The following is a 22,624-nucleotide window of genomic DNA, read 5'->3' as shown; positions in this document are numbered from 1 at the left end:
CGCGACGAGACGCCCGTTAGCGCGACGGAAGGTTCGGCAGTTTTCTGGTCACATCCGTGCGGCTTCGCGCACCTAGCTTCCGAAGCACCTTCGCCACGTGCTGCTCCACCGTGCGCGGTGACAGGAACAGGCCGTCGGCAATCTGTCGGTTTGTCCGACCCTTTGCGAGCATCTCGGCGATCGTCGCCTGGCCGCCGGCGCCGCCCCGCTCAACCCCGGCCTGGTCCCGGCCATGCAGCGCGACCTCGGCCTCACCCACAACCAGGCGCTCGCCCGGCTCGCGAACGAGGAGACCGCGAGCAAGATCGGCGCGGCACCGGAGAAGTCTCTCGGCCAACGCGTCAGCGGCACGAGCTTCAACGCGGCCACCGGCAAGGCCGTCGTCTCGGTGACCGACGCGGTGCCGGTCGACCAGGCGCGCCGAAGTCCGTCACCGGCTGGGGCATCGACACCGCGAGCAACCGGATCAGCCTGACTGTCCTCAAGGGACAGCGCGGCGCGGCGGAGCAGTTCGTCCGCCAGTCCGGTGTGGACACTGCGGCAGTGGCCGTGACGGAAACCTCGGCCGTGCCGAAGGCGCACTACAACGTGCTCGGCGGGGACGCGTACTACATCGGCAGCTCGTCCGGCTGCTCGGTAGGATTCTCGCTGAGCGCTGTCGGCGACTGGCAGCACGCTCGTGCGCGGGTGATTGTCCGTCCCCACGGTCCACATGCGACAAGGGCGGCTCGAGTGCCTCCAGCGCACTCGAACCGCCCTTGTCCGCATTGCCGCGGGATCGGCAGGTCTTCTCACACGTTGCTGATCTCCTCGATCAGCCCGTCGATGTCGAAGTGCTCGCTCTCGGCTCCGAGCGGCACCAGCTCGTAGGAAGATTCGAGGAACGCCTGCAGGTCGGCGCGTTCCAGCTCGAACGACGCGTAGCCGTCGGGCGATTCGATTTCCAGCGTCAGCAAAGCCTCGTCCTCGGACAGGTCCGGCCGGATGCGCACGTCGCCGATCCCGGTCGGCTCGTCCAGCCCGGTCACGAGCAGGTCTCGGGCGAACGTCCACTCGATCCACCGGCCGCGCTCGGTCCGGAACGCCACGGTGACCGCGTAGGGCTCCGCCGCGTGGAAGGAGAGGCGGGACAGCACCGGCGTAGTGCTCTCGTTCAGCAGTACGAACTGGGTCTGGTGTACGGCGTCGGTGGTGTGCACGGCTGCTCCTGATTTCCTCCGGTCGTTCGCGCCTCGCGAACTGGTCGGCAGGGAGATGATCGACTCGGGAGCACATGACGGCGTTCCGGCGACGTTCACGCGATCGGTTGCATCAGGACGCGAACACGTAACACCGGACACAGAACCCTTGCGTTTCCGCGCGGGTCAGGAAAGCGGCAGCGTGAGGCCCACTTTTACCCGGTCCATCGCCACACTGGTGGTGAAATGCCGGACGTTGGGATTGTCGAAGAACATCCGCCGCGCGAAATTCTCGAACGCCGCCATGTCCGGGCAGGTGACCACGAGCACGAAGTCCGCGGTGCCGGTGACGTAGTAGCACTGCTGCACGCAGTCGTCGGCGAGGACCTGCGCGCGGAAGCCGTCGAGCACCGGCAGGCTCTCGCGCTCCATCTCGACCATGACGACGAACGTCATGTCCAGCCCGAGCGCGGCCGGGGACAGCACCGCGACCTCCTTCTCGATCACTCCGGCCTCGCGCAGCCGTTTGATCCGCCGCTGCACGGCCGCGGCGGACAGGCCGACTTTGGACCCGATGACCTCGGCGATCATGCGGGCGTCGGTCTGCAGGCAGGAGAGGATGGCGAGGTCAAGCTGGTCCAGGTCGGGAGTGCGCACGCTTCAGGCTAACTGGACGGACCGACAAAAAGCCTCGGGTTTACCACGCCGCCGTGACGCTGCGCGCAATACCTCCTATTGAGCGAATGTGGAAGAGGTCTCTTAGTGACGTGGAACACAACTGACCGGTCTACCCAGGGGTAGGCCATACAAGGGAGGCAACCGGCGACGTCCGCCAACAAGCCGGTCTGGGAGGTCCCGCCATGAGTGCTGTCCGGTCGCAGCATCGAGCCGCCGTCGTCGCCGGACTCGGCGGCGCGCTGCCCGAGCACGTGGTGACGAACCACGAAATCGCGGCTCGCCTGGACACCACCGACGAGTGGATCCGCACCCGCACCGGGATCCGGGAGCGCCGCCGGGTCGCGCCTGGCCAGTCCACAGTGGACCTCGCCGAGGAGGCGGGACGGGCGGCGCTCGGCCCGGACGGGCACGCGGACGCGGTCGTGCTCGCCACCTCCACCGCCGACCAGCTCTGCCCGGCTACCGCGCCGCAGGTGGCGGCCCGGCTCGGCCTCGGGACGGCGCTCGCGCTCGACGTCAACGCCGTGTGCAGCGGGTTCGTCTACGCGCTCGCGACCGCCGCCGGGTTCATCGCCGGCGGGATGGCCGAGCGGGTGCTGGTGATCGGTGCGGACGTCTTCACCTCGCTGGTCGACCCGGACGACCGCACGACGGTGCCGATCTTCGGCGACGGCGGCGGCGCGGTCCTCCTGCGCGCGGGCGAGCCCGGCGAACGCGGCGCGCTGGGCCCGTTCGACCTGCACAGCGAGGGCGAACTGGCCAAGCTGCTGTGGGTCGAGGCGGGCGGCGCGGCGCAGCGGGTGCCGGAGAACCCGAAGGACCGGTTCATGGTCATGCAGGGCACCGCCGTGTTCCGGCAGGCGTGCGCGCGGATGGCGGAATCCTCGCGCGCGGTGCTGGACCAGGCAGGCTGGATGGTCGGCGACGTCGACCGGTTCGTCGGGCACCAGGCGAACATCCGCATCCTGCAGGCGACCGCGAAGCAGCTCGGCATGCCGGCGGACGCGGTGGTGTCGAACATCGACCGGGTCGGCAACACCAGCGCGGCGTCGATCCCGCTGGCGCTCGCGGACGCGGTCGCCGACGGGACGCTGACGCCGGGGCACCGGGTCCTGTTGACCGCGTTCGGGGCCGGGCTGACCTGGGGTTCGACCGTGCTGACCTGGCCTGAGCTGTCGTAAGCGGCCATCCCAGTGAGAACCGGCGGCGCTAGGTCGTCCAGGTCCGGGTCTCGCGGTGGCGGCCGCGTAGGTGGAGTTCGCCATGCAGCCGCCAGTGTTCCCGTTCGCCGCCCAGTGCGGCTTTCACCGTCGTTTCGCTGGCGAGCACGCGCGACGGCACGGCTTTCGCGTGTTCGGTGAGCCGCGCGGCTTCGTTCACCGCGTCGCCGATCACCGTGTACTCAAGACGGCTCGACGCGCCGAGCTGCCCGGCGAACACCTGCCCGGTCGCGACACCAATCCCCAGGTCGAGCTCGCCTTCTGACATCACCGCGTCGCGGATCGCGCGGGCCGCGGCCAGAGCCATCGTCGGGCCGTCGGACAGCCGGGTCGGCGCACCGAAAACGCACAGCGCGGCGTCGCCCTGGAACTTGTTGACCAGCCCGCCCCGAGCGTCCACTGCGGACACCACGCTCGCGAAGAACCGGTTCAGCTTCTCGACCAATTCCTGCGGCGGAGTGCGCGAGGCGAGGGCTGTCGAATCCACGACGTCCACGAACAGCGCGGTGACCTCGCGGACGTCACCGGAGAGCGACGCACCGTATTCGAGCGCGTGCCGGGCGACGTCGGCACCGACGTGGCGGCCGAACAGGTCGCGCATCCGGTCCTGTTCGCGCAGGCCGGCGGCGAGGTCGTTGACCGACGTCTGCAGCATCCCGATTTCGCTCGAATCGTCCACGTCGACGTGCACGTCCTTGCGTCCGCGGGCGATCGCGTCCAGGGCGATTCGCAGCCGGTGCAGCGGCGCGGCGACCGCGCGGGACAGGAGCGCGGTGCCGATCGCACCGGTCGTCAGGCCGGTCACGGACAGCACGATCAGGCTCGCCGTCGGGTTTCCGTGGCGGCCGAGGTCGGGCGGCGTGGTCACCAGCAGCACGCCGATCAGCGGCACCCCACTCGCCAGCACCCAGGTGACGACCAGCCGGGTCAGCACGGTGACCGGCAGCGAACCGCGTGGCGGCAGCACGTCGAGCGCCATCGTCATCACCGGACGCGCGACCCATTCCGCGGCCAGGTAGGTGAGGCCGACCGTGGTCAGCCCGCCGAGGCCGATGGTGAGCGCGATGCCCGCCGCGTCGCCGATCGAACCGAGGACGCCGGCCAGAATGCCCAGCGCGAGCGCGCCGATCAGCCAGAGGGTGCCGCTCACCACCGCCATGTCGAACGGCAGCCGCAGCGCGCGTTTCGCCTCGTCCGCGGTCGGCGGGCGGCCGATCGTGAACCACACCACGGTGCGGCGCTGCAGGTAAGCGGTCCAGAGCGTGCCGACGATCAAGGCGAGCGCGACCACCCCGGCCGCGGTGACGCCGAGCACCCAGCCGCGATCGTCGACGTCCGCCGGCAAACCCTGCAGGAGCAGCAGCAACGCGACGACTCCGGCACCGGCGACACTCGATCCGACACCGAGCGCGGCGAAGCCCAGACTGGTGCGCAGAACCAGGCGGAACCTCCCCGCGATCATCGTGCGCACCAGCAGATCGTATGGGGTGGCGGGTCCAGGAGCGAAAAAAGCCGTCGCGGCCGAGGTACGGCGATGGTTAGCGTGGCCGCATGCAACCGCTCGACCCCGCCGAGATCCGCGCCTCGTTCGTCAACTGTTCCCGCGGGGAAGCCAAGTCCATCACGCTCCCCGCGGACATTCCGTGGGAGAAGCGCGACTTCCTCGGCTGGCGTGACGTGAAGGCACCCGGCCGGGCGTACCTCGTCGTACCGCGCGGTGACGAGGTGATCGGCCTGTCGCTGCGGGCCGCGGCGCCGCCGAAATCGCGGCTGCGCAGCAACATCTGCGCGTTTTGCACCACGACGCATCCGCTCGCCGACATCACGCTGTTTTCCGCCCGGCTCGCCGGAAAAGCCGGCCGCGACGGCAACACGGTCGGTACGTATTTGTGCTCCGACCTGGCGTGCAGCGCGTACCTGCGCGGCGAGCTCAAGCCCGCGGTGCCGCAGCCGAAGGAGACGCTCTCGGAGGAGGAACGCGTCGAGCGGATGAACGAGAAGATCGGCCGGTTCGTCGCGCGGGTGCTGGAAACGCGGTAACCGCCATGCGGGTGCTGGTGACCGGGATGTCCGGAGTGGGCAAAAGCAGCCCGGTCGGTCAGGGATTCAGAACTCCCATTCGGCGATCCGGCCCATCCTGCGGATCGTCGGGAACAGCGCTGACGCGTGCAACGCCAAACGGGACGCGGTCGGGATCTTCGCCAGGGTTTCGTCGCTCGCCCAGTCGGTCGCGTCCAAACAGGACACCAGGCGGAGGCCGTAGCGTTCGAGTTCGTGCGGATCGTCGATGCCCCAATGCAAAGTCGCGCCCGCGCGGCGGACCACCGGGTTGATCCTCTGTGCCTTGATGCCGAGCGAACTGAAGAAATCGGCCACGATCCGGCCGGACGGGAACTTGCCGACGAGCCTGCGGACCAGTTCGGTCCCGGACTCCGCGGTGAGGTACATGGTGAGCCCCTCGGCCACGATCAGCGCCTCGCGTCCGCCGGGAACCTGGTCTAGCCAGCCGAAATCGGTGACCGACGAGCCGATCATCGAGTATCCGGGGCGCTCCGGGTAAATCCGGCCGCGGACGTCCACGACCTCGGGATAATCCACGTCGAACCAGATGACCGAGGGCGGCGGGTCGAGCCGGTACACGCGGGTGTCCATTCCGCAGCCGAGGTGCACGACGATCGCGTCCGGGTGTTCGGCGAGCCATTTGGCGGCCATCTCGTCGATCGCGCGCGCCCGGATCGCGACGGAGACCGCGGAGTTCTCGTTGACGCCGAGCTTGCGGAAGTCGTAGTCGATCTTTTTGACCGCCTCGTCGGCGGCGGTGTCGCCGAGGATGGGATCGGCCGCACGAGCGTCGAGCGCGCGGGCATACAGCGTGCCGAGGTTGGTCGCCTTCTCTTCGGTGAAGTGCACTTTCTCCACGGCCAGACCCCCATCGTGGCAAAGTCTTCACAAACTTGTGAAGACTGTAGCGCTGATTGCCGGAGGCGGCATCATCCATAGGCATGGCGAAGCGGGTGCAGATAGCCATCGACTGTGCGGACCCGGAGCGGCTGGCGGAGTTCTGGGCCGCGGCGCTGGGGTACGTGGTCGAAGGGCCGCCCTCGGATGCGTCGAGCTGGGCCGAGTTCTCCCGCTCGGTCGGGGACGGCGCGGAAGCGTGGTGAGCGGCGGCCGACCCGGCCGGACTCGGCCCACGGTTGCTGTTCCATCGCGTGCCCGAGCCGGAACTCGGCAAGAACCGGCTGCACCTGGATGTGCGCACCGGGGCGGCGGATCGAGTCGGGGTCGAGGCCGAGACGGCCAGGTTGGTCGCGCGGGGCGCCGTGCATGTGCGCACGGTCGTGGACGAGAGCGGCTGTTTCGCCGTGCTGCAGGATCCGGAAGGCAACGCATTCTGCGTGTGCTGATTCAGGAAGACGCGTAGTCGTGGGCGTAGGTTTTCGCGTCCAGCAAGTGTTTGAGGGTGATCTCGCGGGCGGCTGCCGCGTCCGACCGGCTGATGGCGTCGAGAATCGCGCGGTGCTCGGCCACGGCCTTGCGGATCTGCCCAGGCAGCCGCAGCGCGGCCCGGCGTTCCTCGCCGACCAGGGCGAGCACCGAACGAAGCAGGTCAGCGACGTCGTCATTGCCCGCGTTGCCGGCGATCACCCGATGGAACTCGGCGTCGGTCGCGATGACGCGCAACATGTCCCCAGCCGCCGCGGCCGCCTCCATCTCCGCGACGTTGTCCGCGAGCCGCTGCACCACACGCGGCGTGTGCTGCCGGGCGAGCCGCTCGGCGAGGGTCGGCTCGACGGTCGCGCGCAGGTCGAACAGCTTCTCCACCAGCTGCTCGTGCTCGGAAAACCAGCTGCTCAGCGGGCTTTCCTCGGTGCCTTGCTCGCGGACGTAAGTGCCTGACCCGGCGCGAATCTGGACGTAACCGATCGAATCCAGGACGCGCAACGCCTGGCGCAGTGACCCGCGACTGATGCCGAGCTGCTCGCACAACGCGCGTTCGGCGGGCAGCCGCGAGCCCGGCGGAAGCTCGCCCGAGTCGATCATCGTGCGCAGATGGTCGACCGTGGCGCTCCAGACCTGCTCGGATTCGTGGGCCACGCCGCCCATCCTGACAGCTGGCGACCCGAGGCGCGGGAAATTGTCGGTGGCGGGTGTCACGATCTTCGGTGGGAAAGGGAGGGACCATGCCCGCGAAGTTCAAGGATCTGGCACTGGACGCACTAGACCACCAGGCACAGGCCGACTGGTGGTGCACGGTGCTCGGCTACGTCCGCCGGAGCCCGTCCGGCGAGAAACCGCCGGACTGGCCGGTCGCGATCGTCGACCCGGCCGGCGAGGGGCCGTTGCTCTGGCTGAACCCGGTGCCGGAGCGCAAGTCGGTGAAGAACCGGATGCACCTGGACGTGTGGGGAAATCCGGACGAACTGGTCGCCGCCGGTGCGCGGATGGTGGCGGAGCGAGGAGGGGACCGGGAGTGGCACGTGATGGCGGATCCGGAGGGGAACGAGTTTTGCGTCTTTGAGCGGTGAGGGGTGGTGCCGGGCGGGGTGGGGTTCGGCGGAGTGGGTGAGTGGAGTGCGCGGAGTGGCTGGGAGTCGAGGTGAGTGCGGCGGGAGCGGAGCGAGGAGGTGAAGCGGGCTGGGTGCCGAGGGCGGAGACGCACGCGGGTTGAGTGCCGAGGCGGGAGCGGGCTGGGTGCTGAGGCGGAGACGGAACGCGGACCGGCGGCTGCGCTGAAGTGCGGGCTTGTGGCTGAGGCGGCGGCAGATCACGGACCAGCTGGCTGGCGGAGTGCGATCTGGCGGTGAAGCCGAAGTGCGGACCTGACGGCTGAATCGCGGACTCGGCGGCCCGACCTGGCAGCGGGAGCGTGGGCTCGGCGGCCGGACCTGGCGGGCAGGAGCGTGGGCTCGGCGGCCGGACCTGGCGGCCGGAGTGCGGACTCGGCGGCCGGATGTGGCAGCTGGTGTGCGGATCCGGCGGCTCGACCTGACGGCTGGTGCGCGGCTCCGACCGGACCCGGCGGCTGGTGCGTGGACCCGGCGGCTGGTGCGTGGACCTGGCGGCTGGTGCGTGGACCTGGCGGCTGGTGCGTGGGCCTGGCGGTTGAGTGCGGGCTAGCGGCTGGATGTGGCGGCTGGAGCTCGGACTCGGCGGCCCCGGCCTGGCGGCTGCTGCGCGGATCCGGCCAGACGTGGCGGCTCTGGCAGTTGGACATGGCGGCCAGAGCGCGGACCCGGTGGCCGAAGTGGAGCGCGCGGTGGCGGTTGTGTCAGCCCGTGGCGGGTCCCGTTGCGTGCGCGGCCACGCCGGGGACTGCCGATGAGCTGAACCGCGCCCGCCGCCACGCACCCGTCGCGCCTGGGCGATGCCTTCCAGTGTCTGACCGGACACATCGCGTCGCCGGGTGAGGAGGCTCCTGCTTAGGGTCAGCGGGTGAGTGCTTTATGACCTGGTGGCATGCCGTCGTCATCTTCATCGCCGGGATGTGGGCCGGGACGATCAACACCGTCGTCGGTTCAGGGACGCTCGTGACCTTCCCGGTGCTCGTCGCGCTGGGCTATCCGCCGGTGACCGCTACGACGTCGAACGCGGTCGGGCTCGCGCCGGGCACGGTCAGTGGTGCGTACGGCTACCGGCATGAGCTCGTCGGGTACTGGCCGCAGGTGATGCGGTTCGCGGTCGCCTCGTTCTTCGGGGCCATCGGTGGCACCGTGCTGCTCCTGACGCTGCCCAAGGGCGCCTTCGAGAAGATCGTTCCGGTGCTGGTCGGGCTCGCCGTCGTGCTCGTGATCGTTCAGCCGAAGGTGTCGAAGTGGGTGCAGAAACGCCGCGAGGCCAACGGGCGCGAGCACCACGCCGGGCCGTTGCTGTTCGGGCTGCTCTTCGTCATCGGCATCTACGGCGGCTACTTCACCGCCGCGCAGGGCGTGATGATGATGGCTGTCATGGGCATGCTGCTGTCCGAACCGTTGCAGCGGCTCAACGGCGTCAAAAACGTGCTGTCCGCGGTCGTGAACATCGTCGCCGGCACGATTTACGCGTTCGTCGCCCCGGTGAGCTGGCCGGTGATCGGGCTGCTCGCGCTCGGGTCCACGATCGGCGGGCAGCTCGGGGCCAGGATCGGCCGCAAGCTGCCGCCCGCCGTGCTGCGCGGCGTGATCGTCGTGATCGGGCTCGCCGCGGTCGTGCAGCTGGTCCTCAAATAGCCTGGAATTCCTTGGCCGCGGCCAGCATCAGGTCGTTCTCCTCCGGGGTCCCGATCGTCACGCGCGCGCCCTCGCCGGGGAACGGGCGCACGATCAGCTTCCGGTCCAGCATGTGCTCGGCGAAGGCCGCGGTGCGCTCGCCGAGCGGGAACCACACGAAGTTCGCCTGGGTCGGCGGGATTTCGTAGCCCATCTCCAGCAACGCGTCCCGCACCCGGGTGCGTTCGGAGATGATCTCCTGGCACCGGGCGAGCAGTTCGTCCTCCGCGTCGAGCGACGCGATCGCGGCCACCTGCGCGATGCTGTTCACCGAGAACGCCACGTACACCTGCTGCAGCGCCTGCGCGATCGGCTCCGGAGCCACCGCGTACCCGACGCGCAGCCCGGCGAGCCCGTACGCCTTCGAGAACGTGCGCAGCACAGCCACATTGCCGCGCGTCCGCGTGAACTCGATGCCGTCCGGCACCTCGGGGTCGGTGACGAATTCCTTGTACGCCTCGTCCAGCACCACGAGCACGTGCGGCGGCACCGCTTCGAGGAACCGCTCGATCTCGTCCCGGTGCAGCACGGTGCCGGTCGGGTTGTTCGGGTTGCAGAGGAACACCAGCTTGGTGCGGTCGGTGATCCGCGCCAGCATCGCGTCGAGGTCCAGCCCGTGCTCCGGCGTCAGCGGAACCTTCACGCCTGTGGCGAGCGCCACCTGTACCACGATCGGGTAGGCCTCGAACGACCGCCAGCCGAACAGCACCTCATCGCCGGCGCCGCACAGCGCCTGGATCATCTGCTGGCACAGCGAAACCGAACCGCAGCCGATCGCGAGCCGCTCGACCGGCACGTCCAGCCGCCGCGAAAGCCGCTCGCGCAAAGCCTGGGAACCGTTGTCCGGATACCGGTTCACCCCGGTGACCGCAGCCGTGATCGCCGCCTGCACGCTCGGCAGCGGACCGCCGGGCACCTCGTTGCTCGCGAGCTTGACGGCCCCTTCGATCGTCCGGCCGGGAACGTACTTCGGCAACGAATCGAGGTCAGGGCGGGGTGCGAGGGACGGCATCGTCGGAACTCCTCGGTTTTCACGGGACGACGGGGTCACCGTATCTCGCCCCGGCCGATCCGGAAAGGTTCCCAATGTTCACCCAGAGGTGATTGCATGAGGCGATGACGTCGACGACCACCGTGGACCACCAGCGTACCGACGGCAGCACCCTCCGCCTCACCTTCGCCGAGCCCGACCGCGCGCTTCGCGGCGGCCTGGTGGTCCTGCACGAGGGCCACGGCGTCACTGACGGCGTTCTCCTGCTGGTCAAGAGCCTCGCCGGCGAGGGCTGGCTCACTGTCACCCCGCACATCGAGTCCGGCGAACAGCTCACCCAGCGCGATCTGCTCGAAGCCACCGACCGCACGCTCGAATGGCTCACCGATCGCGGCGTCGAGGCCGACCTCCGCGGCGTCGTCGGCTTCGACCTCGGCGGCACGGCGGCGCTGGTAGTCGCCTCGCACCGCAAGTTCGGGGCGGCGGTGAGCGTCGGCGGCCAGGCGGTCGCGGAGCTGCCGAAGCTGCTGGAGATCGCCGGCCGCGTGACCAGCCCGTGGCTCGGCATGTACGGCGATGCCGGGGACGAGGTCGGCGAGGCCGAGGTGGAGCAGCTGCGCGAGGCCGCCGCGTCGGCGAAAGTCGCGACGAACGTCGTGCGCTACCCGGGCGCGAACCACCGCTTCGACGCCGATCCCAGCGCGGCCGCAGAGGCTTGGCAACGCACCCTCGACTGGTTCGACGCCCATCTCCGCTGATCTCCGACAGCGCCCTCAGCGGGCTTTGTCGAACGGCAGCGACGGGAGGCGATCGGCGGCCGCTGTGTCCTTTGTGGAGGAGCGGCGGGCGTTCCGGTGCTGAGCAACTTTCCAGCAGTCGCCTGGACGTGTCCGCGCGCTGCTGGCCGGAGTGGGCACGGTCGAAAAAGGACTTCGCGAGCATCCCGGGGTTAGCATCGGCGAGTGACCGAGAACGCCGCTGCTCCCGAGGTGCTCTGGCGACCCGACCCGAACCAGGTCGCTGACTCGAAGATCGAAGCCTTCCGCCGATGGCTGCGCGAGCGGCGCGGCGTCGACCTGGCCGATTACGACGACCTGTGGCACTACTCGGTCGAGCACGTCCCCGAGTTCTGGGCCGCGGTGGCGGAGTTCTTCGGCGTGCGCTGGCACGAGCAGCCGCGGGAAATCCTGTCCGGCGCGATGCCGGACGCGAAATGGTTCGAAGGCGGCACGCTCAACTACGCCGAACACTCGCTGAGCCCGGACACCGGCGGCGCGACGAAGGCCGACGACGAACTCGCAGTGATCTTCCACCGCGAGGACGGGCTCACCGAGCAATTCACCTACGGCGACCTCCGCGCGCACGTCGCCGCCGCGCGTGCCGCGTTGCGCGCTTTCGGTGTCGGCAAAGGAGATCGGGTCGTCGCGCTCGCCCCGAACTGTCCGCAGACGCTCATCGCTTTCCTCGCCACCGCCAGCCTCGGCGCGATCTGGTCGTCGTGTTCCCCGGACTTCGGGATCCGCGCGATCGCCGACCGGTTCACCCAGATCGAGCCGAAGGTGCTCATCGCGGTGAACGGATACGCTTACCACGGCCGGAAATTCGACATCCGCGACACCGTTCAGCAGTTGCGCGAACAGCTTCCTTCGCTGGAAGCCACCGTTTTGGTGAAATACGTAGGAGACGGGACCCTCGACGGCGTCGTCGACTGGAACGCGATGCTCGCCGAACACGCGGGCGGCGAGCTGGCGTACGAGCCGGTGGAAGCCTCGCATCCGTTGTGGATCCTGTATTCCTCGGGCACGACCGGGCTCCCGAAGGGGATCGTGCAGAGCCACGGCGGCATCGTCGTCGAACACTTCAAAGCGCTGGGACTGCAGAGCGGGCTGGGGCCGGGCGACCGGTTCTTCTGGTTCACCACCACCGGCTGGATGATGTGGAACTTCATCGTCTCCGGGCTGCTCGTCGGCACCACGATCGTGTTGTACGACGGCAGTCCCGGCCATCCGGACCTGAACGCGCTGTGGCACCTGGCGGAGCAGCACCGCATCACCTACTTCGGCACGTCCGCGCCGTTCATCCAGAGCTGCCTCAAGGCGGGCCTCGCCCCGGCCGAACGCTACGACCTCAGCGCGCTGCGCGTCGTCGGCTCGACCGGTGCGCCGTTGTCGCCGGAGGGCTTCCGCTGGATCGCCGACGCGATCGGCCGGGATGTGCAGATCTGCTCGGTCTCCGGCGGCACCGATCTGTGCGCGGGGATCGTCACGGCCGCGCCGGACGTGCCGGTGTGGCTCGGCGAACTGTCCTGCCGCGCGCTCGGCGTGGCCGCGGCGGCGTTCGACGACCGCGGCGAGCCGGTGGTCGAGGAGGTCGGCGAGCTGGTGATCACCGAGCCGATGCCGTCGATGCCGGTCTCCTTCTGGAACGACCCGGACGGTTCCCGGCTGCGCGAGGCGTACTTCGAGATGTATCCGGGTATCTGGAGGCATGGCGACTGGGTCAAGATCACGCGCCGTGGTTCGGCGGTGGTCTACGGCCGCAGCGATTCGACGCTCAACCGCGGCGGCGTCCGGATGGGCACCGCCGAGTTCTACCGGGTCGCGGAAGGCTTTGCCCAGGTCGCCGACTCGCTGGTCATCGATACGTCGGCGGCGGGCAACGACGACGGGCAGCTGCTGTGTTTTGTCGTACTCACGGCCGGCGCGACACTCGAAGAAGTTGAGCCTGACCTGCGGAAAGAGCTTCGCAACGCGCTGTCGCCACGACACGTACCCGATCGGTTCATCGTCGTTTCCGAGATTCCCCGTACGTTGAACGGTAAGAAGTGCGAAGTACCAGTGAAGCGGATCCTCTCCGGAGTCGCGCCGGAGAGGGCGGTGAGCAGGGACGCGCTGGCCAACCCGGCCGCGCTGGCCCCCTTCGTGGAGCTCGCCGCGGACTGAACGCGCCAGCGGGGGGAAGCATGGCAGGGCCGTGCGTGTTGCACGCGTGGTGACCGAGACGCGCGCGCAGCACACTTGGCAGGCGGCCGGCGTCACGTCGGTCGTCGCGATCACCTGGGTGACCAGGCTGGCCGGGCTGCTGGCCATCGTGTCCACGGTCGTGCCGATGGGCCGCGACGTGCGCGGGCACGTGGCCAAATGGCTGGAGCTGCCGAGCGAAGCGACCACCGCGGCGGCCGCTGTGGCGCTGGTCACCGGTGTGTTGCTGATCATGCTCGCGGCCGGGCTCCGTCGCCGCAAGCGCCGCGCCTGGCAACTGGCGGTCGGCTTCGCCGCCCTGTTGGCGTTGTCACACCTCGGGCTGCGGCACGTTTTCGGCGCGGGCGTGGTGTCCGTGGTGCTGCTCGCCGGGCTCATCGGCACCAGGCGGTACTTCATCGCCCGCCCGGACCCGACCGTTGGCCGCTGGCGTGCGCTGCGAGTGCTGTTGCAGCTGGTGCTGGCCGGGTTCGTGCTCAACTTCGCGCTGCTGTCCGTCGCGCCCGCCCGGATGCTCGACCCGATGAGCTTCGCGGACCGGTTTTCCCAGTCCGCGCTCGCGCTCGCCGGCGTCAGCGGGCCCGCGGTGTTCCACGAGATGTGGTTCGAGGACCTGTCCGCGTCGGTCGGGCTGGTCTTCAGCATCACCGGCGTACTGGTGTCCGCGTATTTCCTGCTGCGCTCGTCCGAACCCGCGCCGGAGCTGTCCGACGACGAACTCGCGCGGCTGCACGAGTTGCTGAAGCAGCACGGGGAACGGGACTCGCTGGGCTACTTCGCGCTGCGCCGCGACAAGTTCGCGGTCTTCTCCAAGACCGGCAAGGCGGCCGTCACGTTCCGCGTGATCGCCGGGGTCGCGTTGACGTCGGCCGACCCGCTCGGCGACCACGAGGCGTGGCCCGGCGCGATCGAGGAGTACCTGGACATCTGCAAGCGCAACGCCTGGCTGCCCGCCGCGATGGGCGCGTCCGAGCTGGGCGCGACGGTGTGGGCCCGGTTCGGCCTGGAGGTGCTGGAAATCGGCGACGAGGCGGTCGTCGACACCGAGACGTTCACGCTGGAAGGCCGCGTGATGCGCGGCGTGCGACAGGCGTCGTCGCGGACGAAGCGGGCCGGCTACAAGGTCTTGGTGCGCCGGGCCGAGGACCTGCGTCCCGGCGAGCTGTCCGAGCTGGTGCACCTGGCCGCCACCTGGCGCGGCACCGAAACCGAACGCGGGTTCTCGATGGCGCTGGGCCGCATGGGCGACCCCGGTTCGGTGATCGTCACCGCGGAACAGGGCGGCCGCGTCCGGGGCGTGCTGCAGTTCGTGCCGTGGGGCGAACGAGGCCTCTCGCTGGACGTGATGCGGCGGGACCGCACCGCCGACAACGGCGTGAACGAGCTGATGATCTCGGAGCTGCTGCTGTACTCCCGCGAGAACGGCATCGACCACGTGTCGCTGAACTTCGCCGCCTTCCGCGCCCTGATGGAACAGGGCCAGCGCATCGGAGCGGGCCCGGTCGCGCGCCTCTCGGCGAAGGTCCTGCACTTCTTCTCGCGGTGGATCCAGATCGAAAGCCTCTACCGGTTCAACGCCAAGTTCCAGCCCCGGTGGGTCCCGCGCTACCTCGTCTACCCAGGCGTCGGGTCGCTGCCGCGCGTAGGCATCGCGACCTTCGAAGCCGAGGGCCTCGGCGGACGTTCCCCCTGGTTGCGGCGGCTGCTGCAGCGTTGAGGGGGGTGCCTTCCGGAGGGGGTGGAGGGGTGTGTAACCTATCTGAGCAGTGGTCGTTGGGACCCAGGAGGCTTCGCCTAGTCTGGTCTATGGCGCCGCACTGCTAATGCGGTTGGGGGTAACCCCCCCTCCCGGGTTCAAATCCCGGAGCCTCCGCTGGTGCTTGTTTCGGCAGGTGCTAGATTAACAACTGAACACGCGCCCGTAGCTCAGCTGGATAGAGCATCTGACTACGGATCAGAAGGTCAGGGGTTCGAATCCCTTCGGGCGCACTGTCTGGTCGAGACAGTAAAGCGAGGACCCCCTGGTGACAGGGGGTCCTCGCTGTCTGGACGGCGACCGGGAGCTCCGGCGTGGCCAAGCCTGCCGACGGCCCGGGTCTTCTCGAGTTCAATCGTGCGGAATATCCGCCCATGCAGTTCCCGGTCCGGGGCTTTCACTCGATCGATCATCGGGATTCCGGTACCCGGTGATACGGCCGCGGCGCTGGGAACGGGAATAGGCCCGCTCTCAGCGCCGCGGTCGCGCGGGATGCGGCACCGGACTACTTGTCTTTCTTCTTCGGGAGCTGTTCGGCGGCCTTCTTGCCGGCCGGGCCGAGTTTGCCGAGCACCGTGCGCACGCCCTTGACCACTGCGTCCCCGACGGGGTTCGGGTGGTCGTCGTCCGGGTCGCCGATGCTGCTCGCCGCGCCGCTGGAACCTGAGTCCATGATCTTTCTCCCTGTCTGGCGTCGTTATTTTTGATTGCCGATTTTTGTTGGCTAATGACCCCTATTCGATGCTACGCATTCGTCGCACCCACAACAACCGCGCGATTTGTGCCTCCTCTCCGGGAACGGCGCCGAGCCGATTGTTCATGAGGTGGACGTGCTGGAAAGCGGCCCGGTAAGGCGAAACGCGGCGTGCCGAGTTCTCGTACTCCGCCCAGAACCGCTCGGCGTAACGGCGCAACGGGCGTCCGACCGAATCGGTCGCGAGTTCCCGCGCCACGGTTTCGGCGAGGCGGCTCGCTTGGCGTACGGCGGCCGGATCGCCGGGGTGCGCGGTCGCGGCGGCGGGACGCCAGGCGACGGTCCGGGCACCGCGACCTGACCAGTACCACGCGTACTGGTGCAGAAAACTCACCTGCTGCGTCGTGGGCAAGCCGTCGGCGAGGACCGCGGTATGGGCCGCGGCCAGTGCGATGCGGCGAGCCGGGGTCCGGGCGGGCAGCAGTTCCAGGGCGGTTTCGCTGCCGAGGTGCGCGACGCGTTCGGCGAACTCCACGCCGTCCGGTCCGCGGAACTTCGCCAATTCCGGTTCGTACCAGCGTTTCACGACTTCCGCGCCGTGTTCGGCGAAGCGCCGGTCCAGGTCCGCTTCGACTTCGGACGCGGCTTCGGGGCGCGCGTTGAACCGTACGCGCAGCTGCAGGCCAGACATGTCCATGTACTGCAGGAAAAACCACCGCCGCAATCCTTCGCGGTGTGCGGCGACGAATGGCTGCACGACTTGTCGCAACAGCGTCGGAACGGACCGGAGATCGGGCACGTAAACCCGCCAATAGCGCCACTCCGGTCGCAGCACGGCATCAATCATGGGTCACCACCGTGAGGAATTCCGTGACGCGCCCGGCTGCCGCACCCGCGGCGGGCAGCGCTTCGGTGAATTCGAGTTCCTCCGCGCCGGCCAGGCCTTTCAGCGCCGTCCACGCCGCGAGCGGGGAGTCGAAGCTGAGCCATTGCGGTTTGCCCCGCGGCGTCCCGCCCGCGGCGAGCCCGCGGACGAACAGCTGCTCGGGCAGCCCGTGCTCGGCTCGGAACATCCGGCCGGCGCGGAGGAAGTCGAGGTCAGGCCCGCTGCCGAGCTGCGGAAGAGCCGACGCGGGCAGCGTCCAGCGGGCCCGGCGCAGCACGAGCCGCCCGTCCGTCATGCGGTCGCGGAAGCCAAGGCCGGGCGCCGGTGCCCACGGGCCGAGCGACAGCCACGGGTCCGAAAGCAGTTGCAGCACGCGGGGCACGCCGCGCAGCAGGTGTGCGGGCACCGCGCCGAGATAGCTCAACGCCGCGGGGCGTCCGGCTGGGTCGAGGATTTCGAGCGTGCCGGTGGCCGGGTCGTGGCGCACGCGGAAACCGTCGATCGGCACGCCGCCGTAAGCACGTTCGGCTCCCCAGGACAGGACTGGCGTCGCACGCACGGCCGGGCGTTGCGTGTCCGTCCAGTCGGCGTGTGCGGTCAGCTGGTAGACCGCCGCGTCCAGGAAACGCCGTTCGTGCAGGGCGGCCATCGTCGTTTCGACCTGATCGCACAGACCCGGCACGCCCGCCCAGCGCGCGACCGCGCCGAGGTAACCCGGGTGGACCTGGTTGAGCACCAGCGCGTCGCCCGCGACCTGCCAGAACACCGAGTGCGCGGGCCGTCCGACGCTCGCCCCGGACACCTCGCGCGCCCGCGGGTCGGGCACCGCGCACCGGGAGAGCCACCACATCGGGTCCAGGTCCCGTACCGCGCGGAAGGCGAACTCGGCGAGGTCGGCGCTGCCGTCGCGGTAGTGGTGCACGAAAAACCGGACCAGATCGAAGTAACCCGCCCGGGGCCGCACCGTCGAGCGCAACACGCCTTCGAGGCGGTCCAGTTCTCCGGGAACCCACTCGGGCGGAACGGTTTCCGGCTCGGGGCCGTGCGCGACGGTTTCGTGCACCAGGCCCAGTCCGTCCAGCCATCCGGCGCGGGCCGGGTCGCGCTCGGCCAACGTCGTTCGCAGGCGGGAGCGCAGGGCGAGCACGGCTTCGGCGCGTTGGCGTCCGTTTTCCTTGCCGGCAACGACTTTTTCGGCTTCGGCCAGCGCGGGTTCGCCCCACGCCGTGAAATGCCGCGGTTCGGCCAGCTCCCACGGCGGCGCCAGCAACAGCAGGCCCTGATCCAGAAGCCGGCGCAGCTCGGCGAGCGAGCATCCCAGCAAGGCGGCCAGTTCTCGCAGACGGCGCGGGCGAGCGTCGAACGGCACCGGGCCGGGCAACGCAGTGACCTCGTCCTCGCGGAAGTACACGCCACCGCGTTTGAGATGGACCGGCAACGCGGCGAGCCACTCGTCGCCGACCAACCTGGTGTCCACATTGGGCAGCACCATCGGGTCGCTGGCCAGAGCCGCGTAGGCGAGCCGCGCGGCGACGCGCGAAGAACTCACCAGCCTGCGCTCCGGGCCGGGATCGACCGCTCCGGCTAAGCCGCCGACGCCGACCGTGGTCAACGTGCCGAACGGACTGGGCTTCAGCGTGGTCCGCACCAGATACGACACCGCGCTGCGGCTCAGCCTGCCGCCGGGTTTGCCCAGCTCCGGCCGGTCAGTGAAGGCCGTGACGAACTCCGGGCTGGCCAGCGCCAGCCCGGCGAGCACGTCGGGGGTTCGTAACGCGGCCGACACCGCGTGCTGCGCCGCCGCCAGTTCGCCGGTCAGTGCCCGAGCCGCCTTTTCCAGCAGTTCGCGCTCCCTCACCAGCGCTTGGTGCCACTCGCCGAGCCGCTCCGCGTCCGCCGGGGCCAGCAGCCCGCGCGAGAGCCGGAGCCCGGCCTCGTCGGTGCGGTCGTTGAACACGCCCCGGCGCAGCCGGATCAGCCCGCGCCGCTGGTCGCGCGACAGTTCGTCGCGGCCGATGACCGCGTGCAGCAGGTCGCAGACCGGTTCGCGCAGCGCGTTTTTGCGTGCCGCGGCGGCCTCGGCCTCCTCCAGCAGGGCAACGGTCTCCGGGGCCCGCAGGCCGTCGAGCACCGCGGCGGGCAGCCCGCAGATCCGGGAGACGAGCAGTTCGGCCACGGTCGTCACCGCCTACGCACGGCCAGGGCCTCGGCCTGCCAGCCCGGGTCGTTGCCCGCGCGCCAGTCGAGCGCGCCGTCCCCGCTCACCGGCGCCGGCAGTTCCGCCGGGGCGCTGCCGAGGATGAACTCGCCGACCGAGGACTCCCGCAGGTAGTCGAGCTTGAACGCGCGGGCCGACGCGTCGGCGTCCCCGCTGCCCAGCCCGCAACCTGCCAGCCCCATCGCGGTCGCCACTAGGTACATCGTCTGGTACAGCGCGCCGGCGTGCTTGAGGGTCACGGCGTAGGCGATCGACTGGTACTTCCACGAGAGCCGCTGGAAGCGCGACGTCATGGTCACCAGCACGTCCGGCACGGCCTGGCCGCCGGTCGACAGCGTCGCGACGGACAGCAGTTCCTCCCGCGCGGCCTCGTCAGCGTTGACCAGCCGCAGCACGTGCTCGCCCGCGTCGTAGTGGTAGATGCCCGGCTCCAGCCCGTCGCACCGGCGCACGGTCAGGTACAGCTCCAGTTCGTAGCCCGCGCCTCCGCACGGGTACGGACGGCTCGAACCCTCGTACGGCATGCGCGCCTCCGGCCGCGGTCCGTACGTGCCGCGCACCCGCGCGGTGCGGTACAGGAACTCGCCCAGCTGCTGCGCGGTGATCGGCTTCTCGCCGTACGTCCGGATGGACTGGCGCGCCTCGATGGCCTCCTGCAGGCCCGGATCGGCCGAGCGCACGACGTCGAACTCGGGGCGGTACAACGTGATCGCCGGGCCCTCCGGGGCGGGCTTCACCGCGGGCAGCGGCTCGATCTGTCCCACGTAAGGGAACCGGCCGCCGAACGCCTCGTCGGTGCGCCCGATCCGGCTGCGGCTGTGGAAGTACAGGTCGTGCACGTCCCATTGGCGCAGCACGTCGTCCTGGTCCGCGGGAAACTCGCCGTCCGTTCCGAGGTCGAGGAAACCGGCACCAGCCAGCGCGGCCAGCACGGGATGCCATTCCGCGTCCAGTTCGGACACTGGCCGCGCGACGGCGAGCGCGGCCACGGCCCCGGCGAGCGCCGCGTCGAGCAGCACCGCACGGTACTTCCCGATCGGCGATTCGATCACCAGCTCACCGCCGCGGCGGCGCAGCAGGCTGAACTTGCCGAGGCGCAGCCACGCGCCGGCGATCTCGGGCAGTTCGGGCCGCAGCGGCGTCACGCCGGTGCGTTCCAGCACGGCCACGCGCTCGCCGCGCAACCGGAAACCGGCGGCGAGGAACGGTTCCACCTTGGCCAGCACGGCGGCGACCGGCGAGTTCGGGTGCTCGGCGACCAGTTCCTCTTCGGTGTGCAGCCCGGCGCGGACCTGCTCGAGTGCTTCGAGCATCGGCGCGCCGACGCCCTTGAGCCGGTAGCCCGCGCGGTCGGCGAGCCCGAGCAGGACCTGATCGTCCTTGTGCAGCAAGGAAATGTCGCGGCGGAAGGTGACGACGGTTTCGGCGGTGCGTTCGAGCGTGGTCATAGGAACATCGCAATCGGGTTGAGGTCGGCTTCGGACGGCTTGCGGTCGATCCAGCCCAGCTCCAGCGGCACGTCGTACAGTCGGCCGGGCGCGAAACGGGGCCAGAAGTGCCGCATCCCGGGCACCAGCACCCGCACCACCGGCAGGCCGATGTCGACGCGAGTCTGGTCCAGCACCAGCATTTCCATGCCGTGCTTCGCGACGATCCGCTCGGCGCGCAGCACGTCGTCGCGGACATCGGAGCTTTCGTAGCGGGCGAAGTCGGCCTTGGTGCGCCGCGGGCCTTCGGCCGGGAGCACGTACGGCTGGTTCTCAGTGGTCGCGGTGCGCCACCAGTGCAGCTGGTCGGGGTCGTTGTAGGCGTAAGTGCCCGAACCGTCGGCCTTCATGCCGATCACCGCGGGCAGGAACTGGTTCATCTCCGAGAGCGCCCGCCCGATCGCCACCTCCACGTCGAAGTGGGCGCCGAGGGCGAACAGGATGTCCTGCGCGGGCTTGTCGCGGCGGACCGAAACCGCGGCCACCGACGGGATGCCGAGGTCGTTGGTCAGGTCCAGCACCCAGGTGTCGCGTTCGAGAGCGTCGTAGCGCTGCTGCCATTCGGCGAAGTACGGAACGTCGAAAGTGGACAGATCGATGGCCGGGCGGCGCAGCCGGTGGTACCACCACATCGCGACCGTGTCGCGTTCGACGAGTTCCATGAAGCCCTGCAGCACCGCGTCCTCGAGGCTGGTGCCCGCGGCGCAGCCGTTGGAGTTCGCTCCGGCCTGGTACCGGTTTTCCGGGTGGTGGTAAGCGAAGTAGAGCCCGGAGGTGGGGAACAGCTTGGTGCGTTGCTCGGTCAGCGACCACACCGGCGACCACTCGACCTCGTCGTGCGGGTCGAGGTCGTCGGCGACCCAGTGGAAGTGCGACGGGCGCGCGTTCCATTCGGCCCGGTCGCGGAACTGCGCTTCGCTGTACAGGTGCACCGCGTTGGGGTGGATCACCTCGGCCGGATCGAGATCGGTGTAGCGCGCGGTGCGGCGGGCTTCGTCGCCGTGGAACAGGCCGGAGTAACGCTCGATGGCCTCGCCCAGCGCGGACGCCTTGGCCTGCGCGTCGCTCATTCCCTTGCCCGCGCTGCAACTGCGCAGCCCCGCCCGCAGGTCGTTGGCGTTCGCCATCGGGATCGCGAAGTTCTGGCCCGCGGTGTAGGTGTGCAGGCCCTCGACCTCCAGCGGCACCTTCACGAGGTTGCTGATCGGTCCGGTGACCGGGCTGATCAGATGCTCGTACCGGGCGACGAACTGCTCCGGCGGACGCGAGCGGTACCCGCCGTCGCTGCTCGCCATCCGCGGGCGCGATTCGATCCGCACGGGCGTTTCCTGGCGGCGCGCCTGCAGGTCCGGCTCACCGCACAGCGGGCACTGCGGACGCCGCTGGAACGGGTGGTGCTCCTGGGTGAGGCTGATCGTGTCGAGAGTGATGACCTCGGCCTGCCACGGCGTGCCGTATTCCGCGGCGACCCCGCCCGGCGGCTGCGGCATCGCCGCGCGTCCCGCGGCGAACGCCCCGGTGAGCCATTTGCCCACGTGCAGCGCGGCGAGCCGGTGCGCCAGGTCCTGGGTGACCGGGGTGCCGGTCACCGAGTTGACCAGTGCGGGGCTGTCGAGCACGCCGCGCTGGCGCAGGTAGGAGGCGAGGACGTTCTTGTTGGACAGCCGCACCCGCAGGCATTCGTAGCAGCCGGTGACGTCGCGTTCGAAAACCGGGCCGACCCAGATCATGCTGCCGACCGGCTTCACCGGAAGCCACGGCACCCCGGCCTCGTGGAACTGCTTGCCCCATTCGGCGAGTTCCGGGCGCAGGTAGTCGTCGGTGAGCACGACGGTGAACCCGCCGGGCTCGCTGGTCACGTGGGTGCCGAGCGCCCGCAACGCCTCGGTGAACCCGGCGGCGTCGACCTCGCCCGCGGTTAGCACGCGCACGTTCGCCGCGGCGAGCCGGCGCACCGCGTCGTCCCCGTCCACACCGGACGCTTCCCAGTAGCCGCCGACGCGCGGGTCGACCTCGGGATCGACCTCGACCACGTAGCCGCTGCGGCCCAGCCGGTCCAGCGCGACGTCGATGCGCGCGGGGTCGGCCTCGGCGAGCGCGGCCTTGATGTCGTCGCGGCTCAGCTGCCCGTCGGCCAGCAGCGGCGCCAGCCGCTCGACCAGCGTGCCGGCCAGCCGCGTCTGCGTGGTCCGCTCGCTGGTGAGGTACACCGCGTCGCCGGGCACCGTCAGCACCCGCAGCGACCGGTTGAACCTCGTGACCCGGTTGATGCTTTTCGTCATGGTTG

Annotated in this window: 20 protein-coding genes, 2 tRNA genes and 2 pseudogenes; 12 read left to right on the top strand and 12 right to left on the bottom strand. The window is 69.8% G+C overall.

Going from position 1 to position 22,624, the window contains the following annotated elements; genetic code table 11:
- Positions 1-16 precede the first annotated feature (16 nt).
- Positions 17-181 (bottom strand): annotated as a pseudogene (locus tag ATK30_RS46875) (response regulator transcription factor); the annotation flags it as partial.
- A gap of 51 nt (positions 182-232) precedes the next feature.
- Between ATK30_RS46875 and ATK30_RS46210 the strand changes: the two are divergent.
- Positions 233-475 carry a hypothetical protein gene (locus ATK30_RS46210; RefSeq protein ID WP_244194988.1) on the top strand — a complete coding sequence of 81 codons (243 nt, stop codon included), beginning with the start codon at positions 233-235 and terminating at the stop codon, positions 473-475.
- Positions 445-870, top strand: coding sequence for a hypothetical protein (locus ATK30_RS47290; RefSeq protein WP_244194941.1), 426 nt, complete (start codon positions 445-447; stop codon positions 868-870). Before ATK30_RS46210 ends, ATK30_RS47290 begins: the two co-directional genes overlap by 31 nt.
- Here the strand turns inward: ATK30_RS47290 and ATK30_RS17465 are convergent.
- On the bottom strand, positions 792-1,199 hold the full coding sequence (locus ATK30_RS17465) for an SsgA family sporulation/cell division regulator (protein ID WP_101436477.1): 408 nt from the start codon (positions 1,197-1,199) through the stop codon (positions 792-794). The two genes, ATK30_RS47290 and ATK30_RS17465, sit on opposite strands and share 79 nt — an antisense overlap.
- Before the next feature lie 165 nt (positions 1,200-1,364).
- Positions 1,365-1,835: an Lrp/AsnC family transcriptional regulator gene (locus ATK30_RS17460; protein WP_101436476.1), complete on the bottom strand. Its 471-nt coding sequence runs from the start codon at positions 1,833-1,835 to the stop codon at positions 1,365-1,367.
- A gap of 203 nt (positions 1,836-2,038) precedes the next feature.
- Here ATK30_RS17460 and ATK30_RS17455 point away from each other — a divergent pair, with 203 nt between their 5' ends.
- Positions 2,039-3,037 carry a beta-ketoacyl-ACP synthase III gene (locus ATK30_RS17455; RefSeq protein WP_101436475.1) on the top strand — a complete coding sequence of 333 codons (999 nt, stop codon included), beginning with the start codon at positions 2,039-2,041 and terminating at the stop codon, positions 3,035-3,037.
- A gap of 28 nt (positions 3,038-3,065) precedes the next feature.
- On the opposite strand, the gene ATK30_RS17450 is transcribed toward ATK30_RS17455, so the two are convergent.
- On the bottom strand, positions 3,066-4,538 hold the full coding sequence (locus tag ATK30_RS17450) for an adenylate/guanylate cyclase domain-containing protein (protein WP_101440897.1): 1,473 nt from the start codon (positions 4,536-4,538) through the stop codon (positions 3,066-3,068).
- A gap of 89 nt (positions 4,539-4,627) precedes the next feature.
- Here ATK30_RS17450 and ATK30_RS17445 point away from each other — a divergent pair, with 89 nt between their 5' ends.
- Positions 4,628-5,116 carry an FBP domain-containing protein gene (locus ATK30_RS17445; RefSeq protein ID WP_101436474.1) on the top strand — a complete coding sequence of 163 codons (489 nt, stop codon included), beginning with the start codon at positions 4,628-4,630 and terminating at the stop codon, positions 5,114-5,116.
- A 66-nt stretch (positions 5,117-5,182) separates the two neighbouring features.
- Here the strand turns inward: ATK30_RS17445 and ATK30_RS17440 are convergent, their stop codons facing one another.
- Positions 5,183-5,995, bottom strand: a complete 813-nt coding sequence (locus tag ATK30_RS17440; RefSeq protein ID WP_101436473.1) for a class I SAM-dependent methyltransferase — start codon at positions 5,993-5,995, stop codon at positions 5,183-5,185.
- An 83-nt stretch (positions 5,996-6,078) separates the two neighbouring features.
- Here ATK30_RS17440 and ATK30_RS47285 point away from each other — a divergent pair.
- Positions 6,079-6,483: pseudogene (locus ATK30_RS47285) on the top strand (VOC family protein).
- Position 6,484: 1 nt separating this feature from the next.
- Here ATK30_RS47285 and ATK30_RS17430 read toward each other — a convergent pair.
- Positions 6,485-7,183 carry a FadR/GntR family transcriptional regulator gene (locus tag ATK30_RS17430; protein WP_101436472.1) on the bottom strand — a complete coding sequence of 233 codons (699 nt, stop codon included), beginning with the start codon at positions 7,181-7,183 and terminating at the stop codon, positions 6,485-6,487.
- 77 nt (positions 7,184-7,260) lie between these two features.
- Here ATK30_RS17430 and ATK30_RS17425 point away from each other — a divergent pair, with 77 nt between their 5' ends.
- Together ATK30_RS17425 and ATK30_RS17420 are read left to right on the top strand one after the other, a co-directional pair.
- Positions 7,261-7,605, top strand: a complete 345-nt coding sequence (locus tag ATK30_RS17425; RefSeq protein WP_101436471.1) for a VOC family protein — start codon at positions 7,261-7,263, stop codon at positions 7,603-7,605.
- A 918-nt stretch (positions 7,606-8,523) separates the two neighbouring features.
- The gene (locus ATK30_RS17420; RefSeq protein ID WP_101436470.1) at positions 8,524-9,285 is read left to right on the top strand and encodes a sulfite exporter TauE/SafE family protein; all 762 of its coding nucleotides are present in this window, start codon (positions 8,524-8,526) and stop codon (positions 9,283-9,285) included.
- Here ATK30_RS17420 and hisC read toward each other — a convergent pair.
- Positions 9,278-10,336 (bottom strand): histidinol-phosphate transaminase, encoded by a 1,059-nt coding sequence (gene hisC, locus ATK30_RS17415; protein ID WP_101436469.1) that lies wholly within the window; start codon positions 10,334-10,336, stop codon positions 9,278-9,280. The two genes, ATK30_RS17420 and hisC, sit on opposite strands and share 8 nt — an antisense overlap.
- Before the next feature lie 104 nt (positions 10,337-10,440).
- Between hisC and ATK30_RS17410 the strand changes: the two genes are divergently transcribed.
- The 5 genes from ATK30_RS17410 (at position 10,441) to ATK30_RS17390 (ending at position 15,285) form a co-directional block, all read left to right on the top strand.
- Entirely contained in the window at positions 10,441-11,073 is a 633-nt protein-coding gene (locus ATK30_RS17410; protein WP_101436468.1) for a dienelactone hydrolase family protein, read from the top strand.
- A gap of 204 nt (positions 11,074-11,277) precedes the next feature.
- Positions 11,278-13,257 (top strand): acetoacetate--CoA ligase, encoded by a 1,980-nt coding sequence (locus ATK30_RS17405; protein WP_101436467.1) that lies wholly within the window; start codon positions 11,278-11,280, stop codon positions 13,255-13,257.
- 46 nt (positions 13,258-13,303) lie between these two features.
- Positions 13,304-15,013 (top strand): phosphatidylglycerol lysyltransferase domain-containing protein, encoded by a 1,710-nt coding sequence (locus ATK30_RS17400; protein ID WP_101436466.1) that lies wholly within the window; start codon positions 13,304-13,306, stop codon positions 15,011-15,013.
- 66 nt (positions 15,014-15,079) lie between these two features.
- Positions 15,080-15,169: transfer RNA gene (locus ATK30_RS17395), tRNA-Ser, on the top strand.
- Positions 15,170-15,211: 42 nt separating this feature from the next.
- Positions 15,212-15,285 (top strand) — tRNA-Arg (locus tag ATK30_RS17390).
- 272 nt (positions 15,286-15,557) lie between these two features.
- Here the strand turns inward: ATK30_RS17390 and ATK30_RS45055 are convergent.
- The 5 genes from ATK30_RS45055 to ATK30_RS17370 all read right to left on the bottom strand — a co-directional run bounded on the left by ATK30_RS45055 (position 15,558) and on the right by ATK30_RS17370 (position 22,619).
- Positions 15,558-15,725 (bottom strand): hypothetical protein, encoded by a 168-nt coding sequence (locus ATK30_RS45055; protein WP_158242479.1) that lies wholly within the window; start codon positions 15,723-15,725, stop codon positions 15,558-15,560.
- A gap of 61 nt (positions 15,726-15,786) precedes the next feature.
- Entirely contained in the window at positions 15,787-16,593 is an 807-nt protein-coding gene (locus ATK30_RS17385) for a thiopeptide-type bacteriocin biosynthesis protein (protein WP_101436465.1), read from the bottom strand.
- Positions 16,586-18,808: a hypothetical protein gene (locus ATK30_RS17380; RefSeq protein ID WP_143271400.1), complete on the bottom strand. Its 2,223-nt coding sequence runs from the start codon at positions 18,806-18,808 to the stop codon at positions 16,586-16,588. The genes ATK30_RS17385 and ATK30_RS17380 overlap by 8 nt, the downstream gene beginning before the upstream one ends.
- Positions 18,809-18,813: 5 nt before the next feature.
- Entirely contained in the window at positions 18,814-20,298 is a 1,485-nt protein-coding gene (locus ATK30_RS17375) for a SagB/ThcOx family dehydrogenase (protein ID WP_101436463.1), read from the bottom strand.
- Complete coding sequence (locus ATK30_RS17370) at positions 20,295-22,619, bottom strand: TOMM precursor leader peptide-binding protein (protein ID WP_244194641.1); 2,325 nt, start codon at positions 22,617-22,619, stop codon at positions 20,295-20,297. Before ATK30_RS17370 ends, ATK30_RS17375 begins: the two co-directional genes overlap by 4 nt.
- Positions 22,620-22,624 lie beyond the last annotated feature (5 nt).

This window comes from Amycolatopsis echigonensis (assembly GCF_002846615.1).
Classification (GTDB): Bacteria; Actinomycetota; Actinomycetes; order Mycobacteriales; family Pseudonocardiaceae; genus Amycolatopsis; species Amycolatopsis echigonensis.
This window is presented reverse-complemented; position numbering and strand designations above follow the sequence as displayed.

What these genes read in the sequence shown, in the direction of transcription:
- ATK30_RS46210 (WP_244194988.1), top strand. Translation starts at nt 233, where the DNA reads ATGCAGCGCGACCTCGGCCTCACCCACAACCAGGCGCTCGCCCGGCTC.
- ATK30_RS17455 (WP_101436475.1), top strand. Translation starts at nt 2,039, where the DNA reads ATGAGTGCTGTCCGGTCGCAGCATCGAGCCGCCGTCGTCGCCGGACTC.
- ATK30_RS17450 (WP_101440897.1), bottom strand. Translation starts at nt 4,538, where the DNA reads ATGATCGCGGGGAGGTTCCGCCTGGTTCTGCGCACCAGTCTGGGCTTC.
- ATK30_RS17445 (WP_101436474.1), top strand. Translation starts at nt 4,628, where the DNA reads ATGCAACCGCTCGACCCCGCCGAGATCCGCGCCTCGTTCGTCAACTGT.
- ATK30_RS17430 (WP_101436472.1), bottom strand. Translation starts at nt 7,183, where the DNA reads ATGGGCGGCGTGGCCCACGAATCCGAGCAGGTCTGGAGCGCCACGGTC.
- ATK30_RS17425 (WP_101436471.1), top strand. Translation starts at nt 7,261, where the DNA reads ATGCCCGCGAAGTTCAAGGATCTGGCACTGGACGCACTAGACCACCAG.
- ATK30_RS17420 (WP_101436470.1), top strand. Translation starts at nt 8,524, where the DNA reads ATGACCTGGTGGCATGCCGTCGTCATCTTCATCGCCGGGATGTGGGCC.
- hisC (WP_101436469.1), bottom strand. Translation starts at nt 10,336, where the DNA reads ATGCCGTCCCTCGCACCCCGCCCTGACCTCGATTCGTTGCCGAAGTAC.
- ATK30_RS17410 (WP_101436468.1), top strand. Translation starts at nt 10,441, where the DNA reads ATGACGTCGACGACCACCGTGGACCACCAGCGTACCGACGGCAGCACC.
- ATK30_RS45055 (WP_158242479.1), bottom strand. Translation starts at nt 15,725, where the DNA reads ATGGACTCAGGTTCCAGCGGCGCGGCGAGCAGCATCGGCGACCCGGAC.
- ATK30_RS17385 (WP_101436465.1), bottom strand. Translation starts at nt 16,593, where the DNA reads ATGATTGATGCCGTGCTGCGACCGGAGTGGCGCTATTGGCGGGTTTAC.
- ATK30_RS17375 (WP_101436463.1), bottom strand. Translation starts at nt 20,298, where the DNA reads ATGACCACGCTCGAACGCACCGCCGAAACCGTCGTCACCTTCCGCCGC.
- ATK30_RS17370 (WP_244194641.1), bottom strand. Translation starts at nt 22,619, where the DNA reads ATGACGAAAAGCATCAACCGGGTCACGAGGTTCAACCGGTCGCTGCGG.